The organism is Methylibium sp. (genome assembly GCF_965279545.1).
In the GTDB taxonomy this organism is placed as follows: domain Bacteria; phylum Pseudomonadota; class Gammaproteobacteria; order Burkholderiales; family Burkholderiaceae_C; genus Methylibium.
The window spans coordinates 3,067,288-3,081,459 of sequence record NZ_OZ257250.1; the positions used below are offsets into that span (position 1 = coordinate 3,067,288).

Annotated in this window: 14 protein-coding genes; 1 reads left to right on the plus strand and 13 read right to left on the minus strand. The window is 65.8% G+C overall.

The genetic code is table 11. The features are described from left to right. Positions 1–114 precede the first annotated feature (114 nt). On the minus strand, positions 115–441 hold the full coding sequence (locus ACQY9S_RS14365) for a hypothetical protein (protein ID WP_428420449.1): 327 nt from the start codon (positions 439–441) through the stop codon (positions 115–117). A gap of 4 nt (positions 442–445) precedes the next feature. Next, on the minus strand, positions 446–2,899 hold the full coding sequence (locus tag ACQY9S_RS14370; protein ID WP_428420451.1) for a heavy metal translocating P-type ATPase: 2,454 nt from the start codon (positions 2,897–2,899) through the stop codon (positions 446–448). Positions 2,900–2,988: 89 nt separating this feature from the next. Here ACQY9S_RS14370 and ACQY9S_RS14375 point away from each other — a divergent pair, with 89 nt between their 5' ends. Continuing rightward, positions 2,989–3,429, plus strand: coding sequence for a MerR family transcriptional regulator (locus ACQY9S_RS14375; protein WP_428420453.1), 441 nt, complete (start codon positions 2,989–2,991; stop codon positions 3,427–3,429). Here the strand turns inward: ACQY9S_RS14375 and ACQY9S_RS14380 are convergent. From ACQY9S_RS14380 to ACQY9S_RS14430, 11 genes are all read right to left on the minus strand, one after another. Beyond that, positions 3,414–3,758 carry a copper-binding protein gene (locus ACQY9S_RS14380; RefSeq protein WP_428420454.1) on the minus strand — a complete coding sequence of 115 codons (345 nt, stop codon included), beginning with the start codon at positions 3,756–3,758 and terminating at the stop codon, positions 3,414–3,416. The two genes, ACQY9S_RS14375 and ACQY9S_RS14380, sit on opposite strands and share 16 nt — an antisense overlap. A 44-nt stretch (positions 3,759–3,802) precedes the next feature. Then, entirely contained in the window at positions 3,803–4,342 is a 540-nt protein-coding gene (locus ACQY9S_RS14385) for a cupredoxin domain-containing protein (RefSeq protein ID WP_428420455.1), read from the minus strand. Positions 4,343–4,390: 48 nt separating this feature from the next. Continuing rightward, positions 4,391–5,803, minus strand: a complete 1,413-nt coding sequence (locus tag ACQY9S_RS14390) for a multicopper oxidase family protein (RefSeq protein ID WP_428420457.1) — start codon at positions 5,801–5,803, stop codon at positions 4,391–4,393. 17 nt (positions 5,804–5,820) lie between these two features. Beyond that, positions 5,821–7,242 (minus strand): TolC family protein, encoded by a 1,422-nt coding sequence (locus tag ACQY9S_RS14395; protein ID WP_428420458.1) that lies wholly within the window; start codon positions 7,240–7,242, stop codon positions 5,821–5,823. A 10-nt stretch (positions 7,243–7,252) separates the two neighbouring features. Continuing rightward, positions 7,253–7,693 carry a hypothetical protein gene (locus ACQY9S_RS14400; protein WP_428420460.1) on the minus strand — a complete coding sequence of 147 codons (441 nt, stop codon included), beginning with the start codon at positions 7,691–7,693 and terminating at the stop codon, positions 7,253–7,255. A 77-nt stretch (positions 7,694–7,770) separates the two neighbouring features. Next, positions 7,771–8,205, minus strand: coding sequence for a hypothetical protein (locus ACQY9S_RS14405; RefSeq protein WP_428420461.1), 435 nt, complete (start codon positions 8,203–8,205; stop codon positions 7,771–7,773). A 99-nt stretch (positions 8,206–8,304) separates the two neighbouring features. After that, the gene (locus ACQY9S_RS14410) at positions 8,305–9,348 is read right to left on the minus strand and encodes an EamA family transporter (protein WP_428420463.1); all 1,044 of its coding nucleotides are present in this window, start codon (positions 9,346–9,348) and stop codon (positions 8,305–8,307) included. A gap of 40 nt (positions 9,349–9,388) precedes the next feature. Beyond that, positions 9,389–9,937, minus strand: coding sequence for a hypothetical protein (locus ACQY9S_RS14415; protein ID WP_428420465.1), 549 nt, complete (start codon positions 9,935–9,937; stop codon positions 9,389–9,391). A 10-nt stretch (positions 9,938–9,947) separates the two neighbouring features. Continuing rightward, complete coding sequence (locus ACQY9S_RS14420) at positions 9,948–10,286, minus strand: P-II family nitrogen regulator (RefSeq protein WP_428420467.1); 339 nt, start codon at positions 10,284–10,286, stop codon at positions 9,948–9,950. Between the two features lie 43 nt (positions 10,287–10,329). Continuing rightward, positions 10,330–10,998 (minus strand): ZIP family metal transporter, encoded by a 669-nt coding sequence (locus ACQY9S_RS14425; RefSeq protein WP_428420469.1) that lies wholly within the window; start codon positions 10,996–10,998, stop codon positions 10,330–10,332. 52 nt (positions 10,999–11,050) lie between these two features. Next, positions 11,051–14,170 (minus strand): efflux RND transporter permease subunit, encoded by a 3,120-nt coding sequence (locus ACQY9S_RS14430; RefSeq protein WP_428420470.1) that lies wholly within the window; start codon positions 14,168–14,170, stop codon positions 11,051–11,053. Positions 14,171–14,172: the final 2 nt, after the last annotated feature.

Here is a 14,172-nt window from a genome sequence, read left to right on the forward strand (position 1 = left end):
AGGGTCATGTCTTGAAGTGCGAACGAGCAACTCGTTGGTCGAGATTCCAGTGTAGTCGCACCAAGGCCGAACGGCTTACGGGCCGATGCCCGGAATCCGTGACCGAAAAGCCGCTCATGATTGTCCCCGCGCCAACCTGACCGTGAGCGCCGCCGGTTCGGCCGCCTTGTTCGTCCACATCCAGCAGTAGTCCTGCTCGACCTTCGTGTCGAGTCTGCCCTGGGCCACGACGGCGGCGGACCGCTTGGCGGGGAACACGATGGATTTCCCGACGTGGTAGTGCACGTTGAAGTCCAACGGCGCGGCGGCCCGGTAGTCCCAGCGCACCTTGACACGCGCGGGCAGCTTGCCGCAAACCTCGACGGGCTTGCCGGGCGCTACGCTCACCGTGTGCTCGAAGCGACCGGCTGTGTCCCACGTGATGTCCACCGCCTCGGCCATCGCGTCAGTGGCAATGGCCGCCAGAGCCAGAACCGCGAGGGCTGGGAGTCCACAACGGGTTGCGTGACGAGATGCCTTCATGACTGCTTCCTCTCAAGCGGATGGCATTGGTGATGACGGATGCCGAACTCAGACTCATCGCGAGGGCCGCGATCATCGGCGACAGCAGCCAGCCGGTGAATGGATACAGCAGCCCGGCCGCCAGCGGCACGCCGAGTGCGTTGTAGACGAAAGCGAAACCCAAGTTCTGCTTCATGTTGGCGATGGTCGCTTCGGAGATCGCACGCGCCTGCATGATCCCGCGCAGGTCGCCTTTGACCAGCGTGACCTGCGCGCTGTTCATCGCCACGTCGGTGCCCGTGCCCATCGCGATGCCGACATCGGCCCTTGCCAGTGCGGGTGCATCGTTGATGCCGTCGCCCGCCATCGCCACGACACGGCCTTCGCGCTGAAGTTTCTCCACGAGCGCCAGCTTGTCCGCCGGCTTGACTTCGCCATGCACTTCGTCGATGCCGAGGCGGGCAGCAATGGCCTTGGCGGTCGTCAGCCCGTCGCCGGTGGCCATCACCACGCGCATGCCAGAGGCCTTCAGGGCCGCCAAGGCCTCAGCGGTACTGGACTTGATGGGGTCGGAAAGCGCGAGCAAGCCGGCCGCCTGTCCATCGACTGCCAGGAACATCACGCTGGCCCCTTCCGAGCGCAGCGCTTCGGCCTGCGTCTCCAGCGCCTTGACCGATCCGCCGAGCTGGTCCATCAAGGCGGTGTTGCCCAGCGCGACCGCTCGGCCAGCCAGCTGGCCGCGCACGCCGATGCCCGTGCTGGACTCGAAGCCGTCGGCCCTGTCGAACGTCAGGCCGCGCTCGCGTGCTGCGCTGACGATGGCATGCGCCAGCGGATGCTCGCTGCCCTGGTCAAGGCTTGCCGCCAGACGCAGCACCTCATCGTCGTCGTGGCCCGGCGCAGCCACGACGCGGTCGAAGCGCGGCCGGCCTTCGGTCAGCGTGCCGGTCTTGTCGACGACCAGCGTGTCCACCTTGCGGAAGTTCTCGATGGCCGCCGCATCACGGAACAACACACCCTGTGTCGCGGCCTTGCCGGTGGCGACCATGATCGACATCGGCGTGGCCAGACCCAGCGCACACGGGCAGGCAATGATCAACACGGCCACGGCGTTGATCAGGCCGTAGACCCAGCTCGGCTCGGGGCCAAACAGCCCCCAGCCGAAGAAGGTCAGCAGCGCCACACCAACCACGGCCATGACGAACCAACCGGCCACCTGGTCGGCCATGCGCTGCATCGGCGCCCTGGAGCGCTGCGCCTGCGCCACCATCTGCACGATGCCTGCCAGCACGGTCTGCGCGCCGACCTTCTCGGTGCGCATCACCAGCGCACCGTTGGTATTCATCGTTGCGCCGATCAGCTTGTCACCGACGCGCTTGGTCACCGGCACCGGCTCGCCGGTCAGCATGGATTCGTCCACCGCGCTGCTGCCTTCGACGACGACGCCATCGACCGGCACCTTCTCGCCGGGCCGCACGCGCAGCGTGTCGCCGACATGAACGTGGGTCAGCGGCACGTCTTCTTCGTCGCCGTTCGCGTTGATGCGGCGCGCCGTCTTGGGTGCGAGACCGAGCAGCGACTTGATCGCGGCCGAGGTCTGCGACCGTGCCTTGAGTTCGAGAATCTGGCCGAGCAGCGTCAGCGAGATGATCACGGCCGCTGCCTCGAAGTAGACCGACACCCGCCCCATCGCCACGAAGGATGCGGGGAACACCCCCGGCGCGACCGTCGCGACGACGCTGTAGACGAATGCGGCCGATGTGCCCAGGCCAATCAGCGTCCACATGTTCGGGCTGCGGTTGAGCACCGAGTGCAGCGCCCGCTCGAAGAAGGGGAAGCCCGCCCACAGCACGACCGGCAGGGCAAGCACGAGTTCGATCCAGCTTTGCGTCGCCATCTCGAACCAGTGCAGCCGGTGGCCCGCCATCGCCAGCACGGTGACGATGAGCGTGAGCGGCAACGTCCAGACGAAGCGCCGCCTGAAGTCGGTCAGCTCCGGGCTCTCGCCTTCGTCGAGGCTGGGCATCTCCGGCTCCAGCGCCATGCCGCACTTCGGGCACGCGCCGGGATGGTCCTGGCGCACCTCGGGGTGCATGGGGCAGGTGTAGATTGCCCCTGCTACCGCCTCCACAGGGCTCAGGGCCGGCGCCGGTGCATTCGGCATGGCGGCGTACTTGGTGGGGTTCGCGGCGAACTTGGCTTTGCAGCCAGCGCTGCAGAAGTAGACGGGCTGGCCCTCGTGGTGCAGGACATGCTGCGACTTCGTCGTGACGGTCATGCCGCACACAGGGTCCTTGAGCACGGGCGACACGTCATCGGCAGCGGTGGCATGGTGCGCGCAGCAGGAATGCCCGCCATGGCCTGAGTGGCTGGTGTGATTCGAAGTCGATTCGTTCATGGTGTTCTCCTCTGCTTGCTCGTCAGTGGCAAGGAAATGCGCAAAGGATAGACTCCGTACTCGACCCCAGAGTCAAGGACTTTCTTTGCATGACCGCAACCGCACCCGAATCCCTGACCATCGGACGGCTCGCCCGCGCAGCCGGCGTTGGTGTCGAGACCATCCGCTATTACCAGCAGCGCGGGCTGCTGCCGGTGCCCTCCACGGTCGGCGCGTTCCGCCACTATCCGGTCGGACTGACCGCCCGCATCCACTTCATCAAGCGCGCACAGGAACTCGGCTTCTCGCTGGACGAGATCACCGAGCTGCTGCGGCTGGAGGACGGTGCGCACCGCAAGTCAATCCGTCGCATCGCGACCGACCGCCTTGGCCAGATCGAACAGAAGCTCGCCGACCTGAAGCGGATGCAGAAGGTGTTGCGGCACCTCGTCACCGAATGCGAGCACACCGGCAACGAGCTGCCGTGCCCGATCATCGCCACGCTGGCGTCGCCGGCCTCTGGTAGCGAGCGGGTTCACTTGGCGACCTGAATCTCCGTCACCACGATCGCGCCGCCGGCCTTCTCGGCCCTGAACTTCACCTTGTCGCCAGGCTTGACCATGTCGAGCATGGCAGCGTCCTTGACCTGGAACAGCATCGTCATGCCCGGCATGTCCAGGTTCTTGATCTCGCCGTGTTTGATGGTGATCTTCTTGGTGTCCTTGTCCACCTTGCGAATCTCGCCCTCGGTCATGTCGGTAGAAGCGGCCTGGGCCACCACGATGTCGGCGTTGCGGTCGGATTGCGCGGACGCGGCGATAGAAAGCATTGAGAGCATCGCGGCCGTTGTCGCCGTCAGCAGGGTCTTGGAAATGTTCATGGTCGTTCCTTTGAAGTTCGGACTTGCGTTGATGCCGGGGATGTTCAGTGCTGGTGCGATCCGTGGCCGTCGGCTTTCACCGGTGTTGCGGTGCCAGCCACCACCACCTGCCCCTTCATGCCGGCCTCGTAGTGGCCGGGTTGCAGGCAGGCGAAGTCGAAAGTCCCGGTTTTGGTGAACTGCCACACCAGCTCGCCGGTCTTGCCGGCTTCGACGCTGGCCTGGTTCGGGTCGGCGTGTTCCATCTCGGGGAACTTGAGCATCAGCGCCGCGTGTTCCTTCAGCTCCTTGATGGTGCCCAGCACCATCTCGTGCTTGACCTTGCCTTGGTTCTTCAGCATGAAGCGAATGGTCTCGTTGCGCTTAACGGCAACGCTCGGCGGGCTGAAGCGCATCGCGTCGCTCATCGTGATCTCGACTGTGCGGGTGACCTTCTTCGGGTCGCCGGGCTTGCCCAGCGCCGAGGCATGGCCGCCGTCCACGTGGCCGCCTGCTGTCTTGGCGTGATCGTCGTCGCCGTGTGCGAATGCGGCGCTGCCGAGCGCGACGAGGCTGATGGCCAAGAGTCTGTGGATGTAGTTCATGGAGATTCCTTTCAAGTTGGTGTGAACAGAGGGGTTGGCGGGCAGGCATCAATGGCCCATGTGTCCGCTGGGCTTGCGGACCTGAACTTCGACCTCTTTCATGGGCATGTTTTCGGTGGGCATCGACTGCCCGCCCTCGGCCTGGAACCGCGCGGGATCGGGCATCGCACCCGTCCACTCGAAGGCGACCGTGCCCTTGGGGTGCTGGTACCAACCCGGGTCCTTGTAGTCGCCGGCCTTCTGTTCCTTGCGGACCTTGACGACGCTGAACATGCCGCCCATCTCGACCGAGCCGACCGGCCCTTCGCCGGTCATCATTCGTTCGGTGTTGTCGGGCAGCGGCATCTCCATCTCGGCCATGTCGGCCATGCCGCGTTCGCTCATCACCATGTAGTCGGGTATCAGCTTGGTGATCTGCTTGGCGACGCCCTGGTGGTCCACGCCGATCATGGTCGGCACGTCGTGGCCCATCGCGTTCATCGTGTGGTGGCTCTTGTGGCAATGGAACGCCCAGTCGCCCTCCTCGTCGGCCAGGAACTCGATCTGCCGCATCTGGCCCACCGCCACGTCGGTCGTCACCTCGGGCCAGCGCGTGGTCTTCGGCGTCGGGCCACCATCGGTGCCGGTCACCATGAACTCGTGGCCGTGCAGATGGATCGGATGGTTCGTCATCGTCAGGTTGCCGATGCGGATGCGCACCTTGTCGTTCTTGCGCACCACCGGCGGGTCGATGCCCGGGAACACGCGGCTGTTCCAGCTCCACAGGTTGAAGTCGAGCATCGTCATGATCTTCGGCGTGTAGGCGCCGGGGTCGATGTCGTAGGCGTTGAGCAGGAAGACGAAGTCGCGGTCCACCTCTTCGATCAGCGGATGCTTCGCCCTCGGGTGGGTGATCCAGAAGCCCATCATTCCCATCGCCATCTGCGTCATCTCGTCGGCGTGCGGGTGGTACATGAAAGTACCCGGGCGACGCGCGACGAACTCGTAGACGAAGGTCTTGCCGGGCTGGATCGCGGGCTGGTTCAGGCCAGCCACGCCATCCATGCCGTTGGGCAGGCGCTGGCCGTGCCAGTGCACCGTCGTGTGCTCGGGCAGCTTGTTGGTGACGAAGATGCGCACGCGGTCGCCTTCGACTACCTCGATCGTCGGCCCCGGGCTCTGACCGTTGTAGCCCCACAGGTGCGCCTTGAAGCCCGGCGACATCTCGCGTACCACCGGCTCGGCAACCAAGTGGAACTCCTTGACGCCGTTGTTCATGCGCCAGGGCAGCGTCCAGCCGTTCAGGGTGACCACGGGGTTGTAGGGCCGGCCGGTGTTGGGCACCAGCGGCGGCATCGTGTCGGGCTTGGTCTGCATGACCGGCTCCGGCAACGCGGCCATCGCCACGCGGCTGACGGAAGCCGCTGCAGCGGCGGCCGTGATAGCCCCCGCACCCCGAAAGAAATTGCGTCTCGAAAACATCTGATGGTCCTTGGGGTTCAATGCGCCGCCGCGCCGCTGTCCGTCGTGGACATCGCGGCGGGCAGTGCGGTCATGCTCGGAGTGCCAATCAGCGCCATGTCGAGATCGGCCTGGGCTAGCCAGAAGTCGCGCAGGGCCTCGATGTAGCCGTTGACACTCGTGATCTGCGAACGGGCGTCAGCGAGCAGTTCGAACACGCCGATCAGCATCCCGTTGTAGCGAAGCTGGTTCTCTTCCGAGATGCGCTTCTTCAGAGGGACGATCTCGTCGCGGACGTGGCGGGCGATGTCGTAGCTGGTGCGGTAGTTCGCATAGGCGCCGCGCACTTCGCTGCGTGCGTTGATCGCGGTTTCGGCCGCGCGGTTGACGGCCTGCATGTAGATCGCCTCGGCCTTGGCAACGCGCGCGCCGCCCCAGTCGAACAGCGGCAGCTCGACGCTGATGGTGTAGCCGCGCTGTGTCGGCGCATCGTTGTACGAGTTGCGCACCGCGCCGACTTCCAGCACGTTGACGAAGCGCGTGGCGCGGGTCAGCCCAAGGTTCTTCGCGAGCTGCTCGGTCCCGAGCCTGGCGGCCTGCACGTCCAGGCGCTGCGCCATTGCGGTCTGCTCGATGTCGGGCAGGTCGTTCGGCGCCTTGGGCAGGTCGGGCAAGCGTTCAGGCAGGCGGAACTGGGTCTGCGATCCCCACAAGCCCATCAACCGGGTCAAGCGCTCGCGAGCTGCGCCGCGTGCCTGCTCGGCGCGCGCGAGGTTGAGCGCGGCATCGGCGTAGAAGCTCTGCTCGCGCGCCTGCTGCAGCTTGTTCCAGTTGCCGGCCTGGGCCTGCCGGCGCGCAAGCTCGGCGCCGGCCTCGGCAGCAGTCTGCACTTGCAGCATGTAGCGCTTGGTTTCGTCGGCGGCCACCGCAAGCACATAGGCCTTGCGCGTCTCGGATGCCAGCGACAGCATGCTGAGCGCGACGGCACCGCGCGCCTGCTCGAAGCGCCGCGCCTCGATCTGGTTCACCATCGGCAGCATCAGCAGCCGCGCCAGGTTGAACTGGATGCCACGGTCGATCTCGACACTGGAGCCCTGGGTCAGGCGACCGAAGCTGAAGCCGGGGTTGGGCAGGCGACCGGCCTGCACCATGTCGGCTTCGCTGACGCCGAGTTCGGCGAACGAAGCCTGCAGGCCTCGGTTGTTCAGCAAAGCGACCTGCACGGCATCGTCGGCCGACAAGGGCTGTTCGAGCAGCTGCGCCACGCGCTTGTCGATGGCGTCGCGATCGGCATCGCTGCGCGCCCAGGTGACCTGCTTGCCGAGCCGGTCCTTGGCGACCTGCTCGACCGGCCCAAAGCCACCGTCGGGGCTGAGCGACGCGCAGCCGCTCAGGGCCAGCAGCGCGAGTGAAGCGAGGATGAGCCGCTTGCGGGGCAACTTGAGGGAGCGGGAGTTCATGGCGTTCACCTCACTTCATCCCGTGGCCGGTGTGGCCGCCCGATGCCGGCGTGGCAGCGGGCACCGGCTGCAACGCTGCGGGCGCGGCTGGCCGCGCGGTGTCGGGCTCACGGGCCTCGCGGGCGTAGGAGCGCCAACCGCCACGCTGGCGAACCAGGTCGTTGGTCTCGCGCCAGGGCGCGACCTGCGGCTCAGCGAACGCCTGATAGGCCCGCAGTGGTGAGGCGTAAAGCGCAGAAGGAACCGGCGCCTTCGCGTCGGCGGGGTCCGGCCGGTTGGCCTTTGCGGTCGCCGCAGCCGGTGCAGCGGCGGGCGTTTGAGCCTGCGCAGGCGCAAGCCCAAGATGCAGGCCGGCGATGGCCCACATCGGCAGCAACGCTGCCTTGGATTTCAAGAGCATGACGATCCTCGTCTCGAACACCAGCAGCGTTGCGCGGCCGGCGACGGTCAATGAAGCGCACGCGCTGCCGCGTCAGAAAACGCAGGCGTCGCACCGCCAAAGCGATGCGAGGGCGCGTGCAGCGCCCGTTAGACGAAGAAAAGTCTGGGAGGTTTGTCCGGCCCGTCTGCGACGAAGCCGACGTGCGACGTGGGCACGTAGGTGGCCGGCGCAACGGCCGGCGCCAGGGGTTCGAAGGTGACGGCGGCAGTGGGCATCGCCGCCCCCATGCAGCAGGCCGCGCAGGCGCTGCATTTGAACTTCATAAGCTTGTCGAGGTGGTGCACCGACAGTGCGTCGCCGTCGACCGACGCCGCTTCGTCGTGATCGGCGGCGACGCCCATCTCGTGGTGGTGCTGCTCACCGGCGGCGTGCTCGTCGGCTTCGGTGGTGTCGGCCATCGCAGCCGTCATCAGGCGATGGTGGTTCGAGCCGCAATTGAACATGGTTGCCGCAGCAAAGCCCTGCAAGGGCAACGCCAGCAACAACAGCCATGTCAACACGATACGGAACCGAAGACGCATCGAGCAAGTGTAGAGCGATTCTCAATTTCCCCGCCGGAATGGCCTCAGCCACAACCGGCTAGTTGCAGGAAGCTCTTGTCGGTTCCAGGCACGCCGCGCTCAATGCCTGTGACGATGGTGAGGGTCCGGATAGTGCGCATGGCTGTGCGTGGTGGCGGCATGCACATGGGCATGACTGTGCCGCTCTGCAGGTGCGGCACCGCTCTCGTGCAAATGTTGATGGTGCTCGTCGTGGACATGCTCGTGGGTGTGCTCGTCGGGCTCGTGCGTGTGCAGGTGCCCATGCCGTTCGGTCAGGTGCAACCAGACACCCACGGCCATCAGCGCCCCGGCCAGCAGCAGCACCGGCGTGACCGGCTCGCCAAGCATGAGCACCCCGAGCAAGGCGCCGAAGAACGGCGCGACGGAGAAGTAGGCGCCAGTACGCGCGGTGCCCAAATGCCGCAGCGCCACGACGAACAACACCAGGCTCGCGCCGTAGCTCAGGAAGCCCAGCACTGCCGCTGAGGCCAGGGTCGCTGTACCGGGCCAGGTGGCCCCGAGCCACCACGACAGCAGCAGGTTCGTGCTGCCTGCGGCGAGCCCCTTGACCATCGCGATGAAGGAGGCATCGGACAGCGACACCTTGCGGGTGAGGTTGTTGTCGATGGCCCAGGCCAGGCAGGCTCCGACCACGGCGAGCGCGCCGAGTCCGCTGTAGCCCGCACTCTCGCTTGGCCAGCTCAGCACGACCGCGCCCGCGACGATGGCCAGCATGCCCAGTGCGATGCGCCGGTCGAAGTTTTCCTTGAACACGAACCAGGCAAGCGCGGCGGTGAGCACGCCCTCGGCGTTGAGCAGCAACGAGGCGCCGGTGGCTGGCATGGACGCCAACCCGAACATCAGCAGCACGGGCCCGACCACGCCACCGGCCAGCGTAGCGCCAGCCAGCCAGCCCCACTCGTGCCCCGACGGGCGCACTGAGGGCGAGCGGCGCACCCGACGCAGCAACCAGAGACCCGTGCCGGAGCCCAGATAGAGCAAGGCGGCGAGCAGCCAGGGATCGGTGCGGGTGACCAGCAGCTTGGCGAACGGTGTTCCCGCGCCGAACAAGAGCGCCGCGCCCAATGCGGCGACGACGCCTCGATCCAGTCCGGTCTTCATGTGCTGGCCGGAGCGTCAAGTCCTTCGGTGACCGCCATCGTCATGGGCCCAGGTTGACGTCTGCAATGAGTTTCGACCGAAGCGCCCGTCGCCGGGCGCCCTCTGCATCAGGCTCCGCCCAACTGTACGTGGAGCCCCAGGCCCACACACTGCCTTCAACTTCGACGAACAGAACCTCCCCGGCACGAGCATTGACGTATGTGACGTGACGCTTGGCCTCCCACTCGATCACGACCTGATGGTTGCCAGGCCTCAGCCGGACACGCACCACTGAATACGGAATCGTCAGCACAGCCGGCTGATCGTCGACGAACACCGGCACCCGGTTTGCCATGTCACCCCAACGCCTTCTCACGATGTACAGCATCCCCGCTTCAGGCGTTGCTTCGAACCGCTTTGCATCTGCCTCGACGGCGGCAGAGGGCACCGGAAGCGCGGTGCAAGTCAGCGTCTGGCGGTAGGTTTTGCCAACGCGATGACAGTAGGTCCCGTCGGCTTCGACGGGCCGCGCGGGCGAGGTTGCGCAGCCGCTCGACAGGGTCGCAATGGCGCCCAGGAACACGAGCGATGCGAATCGTCTGAAATTCATGACGAAGCAGTCATGGCACCGAAATGGCCTGGGCCAGTTCCGTCACCGTGATCCAGCCCGCATAGGGCTGTCCCGTGAGGGCTGCCGAACGGATCGCATCGACCAGTTCATCCACCTCGGCGTCATCGCAAAGAAGTTCGAGCTTGTATTCGTTGACGACCTCGTCGCCGAGGTCGATCGAGTAATGGCGGTCTTCATCGGCCAGCGGCAGCAGCGAACCCTTGACCATGTACACCGCCAGGTTGTGCCCCTGGGCCTTCAGAGCCGAGCCCCATGCCGCCGTTCCCTTGACGGCGGCGATCACATCGGCCACACGATTGCGATGAACGTAAGCCTTGATTTCCTTCATGTCATGCCCCTTCAATGAAAACGAATGCCGTAACGGCCGTGGCTCATGCCATCAGCTCCAGCAGGTAGAGCGCGACGAAGCCGGCGAAGAACGACGCGGTGATCAGCGGCGTTTCCTTGACCTCGTGCGCTTCGGTGAGCAATTCCTCGATGACGAGGTACATCAGCGCGGCGGCACCAAACGACAGCACGATCTCCAGCGCCAGGCCAGACAGGCCCGAGAGAAGAGAACCACCCAACAGGGCGCCCAGAACCACCAGGACGCTCAATCCGGTGACCGTCAACAGGCTGCGTGCGCGGCCGACCTTGGCCTCGGTCAGGCTGGCGGCCACCGAGACACCGAGGAACAGCAGTTCGAGAGTCAGCGCGACCACCAGCAGCGTGCCGACCCGTTCCCCCGCCGCGAACCCGACGCCGATCAGCAGCCCGTCGAGAAACACGTCGATGCCCACCGCGATCAGCAGTCCGGCCTTGCCGTCGCCGGATTGCTCGTCTTTCTGTTCGATGCGCTCCGTCAGCGCCTTGACCCCGAGCATCAAGGCGACGCCGAGCACGAACCCGATCACCACGCCGAGCGGTCGATGCTCTCGGGTCATCTCTGGCAGCAACTCCCCGGCGACCACGGCCATGACCACGCCCGCCGCGAAGTGTTGCACCAAGCTGCGCGTCTTCTCGCTCGGGACCTTGACGACAGCGATGGCACCGCCGAGCACGGTCGCCGCGACTGGCATCAAGGTCAGGCCGAGGATGTGAGCCAGTGCCACGTCACGCACCCTGCAAGACAGCATCGGCCCGAATGCGCCGCGCCTCGGCGCGAAGCTCGGACCATTCGTAGATCAACGGCAACAGCAGCAGCGTCAGCGCCGTGGAGGTGAACAGCCCGCCCACAACGACAGTGGCGAGTGGCCGCTGCGTTTCGGCGCCGACCCCGGTGGACAGCAGCATCGGGATCAGGCCGAGGATGGCAACCGACGCGGTCATCAACACGGGCCGCAATCGCAGCGCCGCGCCCTGCCGCACCGCGTCGCGCACCGCAAGCCCCTTGCGTCTCAGGTCGTTCAGGAACGACACCATCACGATGCCGTTCAACATCGCCACGCCGAACACCGCGATGAAACCGATCGCCGACGGCACCGACAGGTACTGCCCGCTGACGAAGAGGCCAACGATGCCGCCGATGATCGCGAACGGCACGTTGGCGATGATCAGCGACGCATGGCGCACGGAGTTGAACGCGGTGTACAGCAGCATGAAGATCAGCCCGATCGTCAACGGCACGATCACCGCCAGACGTGCCATCGCGCGCTGCTGGTTCTCGAACGCACCACCCCACTCGACCCAGTAGCCGGCCGGCAGCTTGACCTGCTCCTTGATCTTCGCGTCAGCCTCCTTCACGAAGCTGTCCACATCACGGCCCTTCACGTCGAGCTGCAGCACGGCATAGCGCTGCAGTGCCTCGCGGCGCACGAAGGAGTAGCCCTCGTCCAGCTCGATGGTCGCGACCTGCGAGAACGGCACCAGCGCGCCCTCGCCGGTGCGGATCGGGATCGCCGCAATGGCCGTGGGATCGACGCGGAACCCGTCGGCCAGCCGCACCGCGATGTCGAAGCGCTTGGTGCCGTCGATAAGCGTCGAGACCGCCTGCCCGCCGATGCCGGCCTGCACGACTTCGAGAATCTCGTCGGCGTTGATGCCGTAGCGCGAAGCGGCCTCGCGGTTGACCTTGATCACGAGCTGCGGTTTGCCCTTGTTGGCCTCGGCCGAGAGGTCGGCCGCGCCGGGCACCTTGTCGAGCACGCCTTTCAGCTGTGCGGTCAGGCGGTCAAGCGTTTCCAGGTCTTCGCCGTAGAGCTTCAACGCCAGCGTCGCCCGCACGCCAGAGATCAACTCCTCGACGCGCGACTGGATCGGTTGCGTCGCGCCGAAGACGACGGTGGGCACGACCTTCTCCATCGCCTCCTGCATCTCGGCGGCCAGCTTGGCATAGGTGATCTTCTCGGGCCACTCGGACTGCGGCTTGGTGTCGAGGTTGATCTCCATGTAGTTCACGTCGGTGGTCTCGCCACCTTCGGCGCGGCCGATGGTGGCCAACACCGAACGCACCTGCGGGAACTTCTTGTGCAGCTCGTCGCTGACGACGTTGGAGACGCGGATCGACTCGTCCAGCGAAGTCGAAGGGATGCCCGTCACGCGGAACTGGATCGTGCCCTCCTGCAGTTGCGGCATGAACTCCTTGCCCAGGAACGGGAACAGCGCCAGCGAGCCGACCAGCAGCACGAGCGCCGAGCCGATCACGAGCTTCTTGCGCTCCAGCGCCCAGTCGAGCAGCGGCAGGTAGGCTTTCTTGGCCCAGCGCACGAGGAAGGTGTCGCGCTCCTCTTTCGGCTTCAGGATCAGCGCAGCCAGCACCGGCACCAGTGTCATCGACAGCAGCAGCGAGCCCACCATCGCGAAGGTGATGGTGTAGGCCATCGGCTTGAACAGCTTGCCTTCCAGCCCGGTCAACGAGAACAGCGGCAGGAAGACAACGATGATGATCAGGATCGCGAACGCGACCGGATTCACGACCTCGCGTGCGGCTTCGAGGATCAGGTGGGTCTTCTGGGTCGGCTTGCCGGATTCCTTCGCATGAGCGAGCAAGCGGAAGGCGTTCTCGACCATCACCACCGCCCCGTCCACCATCATCCCGGTGCCGATGGCCAGGCCCGCCAACGACATCAAATTGGCCGACACGCCGAACTGCTGCATTAGGATGAAGGCGATCAGCATCGCCATCGGCAGCGTGACGATGACGACGATGGCCGAGCGGAATTCGCCGAGGAACAGGAACAGGATGATCGCGACCAGCACCGCGCCTTCGACCAGCGAACTCTCCGCCGTCTTCAGCGCCTTCTCGACCAGCTCGGTGCGGTCGTAGATCGGCACCAGCGACACCCCCTTGGGCAGCGCGGCTTGCGCCACGGCGAGCTTGGCCTTGACGGCATCGACGACGTTCTTCGCGTTCTCGTTCACGCGCGAAAGCGCGATGCCGAGCACCGCCTCCTTGCCGTCGCGCGTGACGGCGCCGAAGCGCGGTGCCGCGGCCTGCTTGACCTCGGCCACGTCGCGCACGTAGATCGGCGCGCCGTTGCGCTCGGCGACCACGATGCCAGCGATGTCGGTGGTGCTGGCGACGAGCCCGAGCCCGCGCACCAGGTATTGCTCGGACCCCAGATCGATTGACTGCCCCCCTACCTGCTTGTTGTTCGCGGCCAGTCGCTCCATCACCTGCTTGAACGACAGGCCGTACTTGATGAGCTTGCGCGGGTCGATCTGCACCTGGTACTGCTTCTGGTCGCCGCCCCAGGACACCACGTCGTCGACGCCGGGCGCGGTGCGCAGGATCAGCCGCACCGTCCAGTCGTGCAGCGTGCGCAGGTCCATGCTGCTCAGCTTCTTGTCGGCCGATTCGATCGTGTACCAGAAGACCTGGCCCAGGCCCGAGCTGTTGGGGCCCAGCACCGGCTCGCCGTAGCCTTGCGGCAACCGGCCCTTGGCCTCCTGCAGCTTCTCGCCGACCAGGCGGCGGGCGAAGTAGATGTCGACGTTGTCCTTGAAGTAGATGCCGACGTAGGACAGGCCGAATAACGAGACCGAACGCACTTCCTCGACGCCGGGCAGGCCCGCCATCGCGCCTTCGATGGGTGTGGTCAGCAACTTCTCAACGTCTTCGGCCGCGAGGCCGGGCGACTCGGTGTAGATGTTGACCTGGATGGGGGTTACGTCCGGGAACGCATCCACCGGCACCTGACGGAACGCCTGGACGCCCAACCCCACGACGATGAGGAAGGCGACGAGCACGAGAACCTTGTAACGCAGTGAAGCGTCGACGATGGCATTGAGCATGG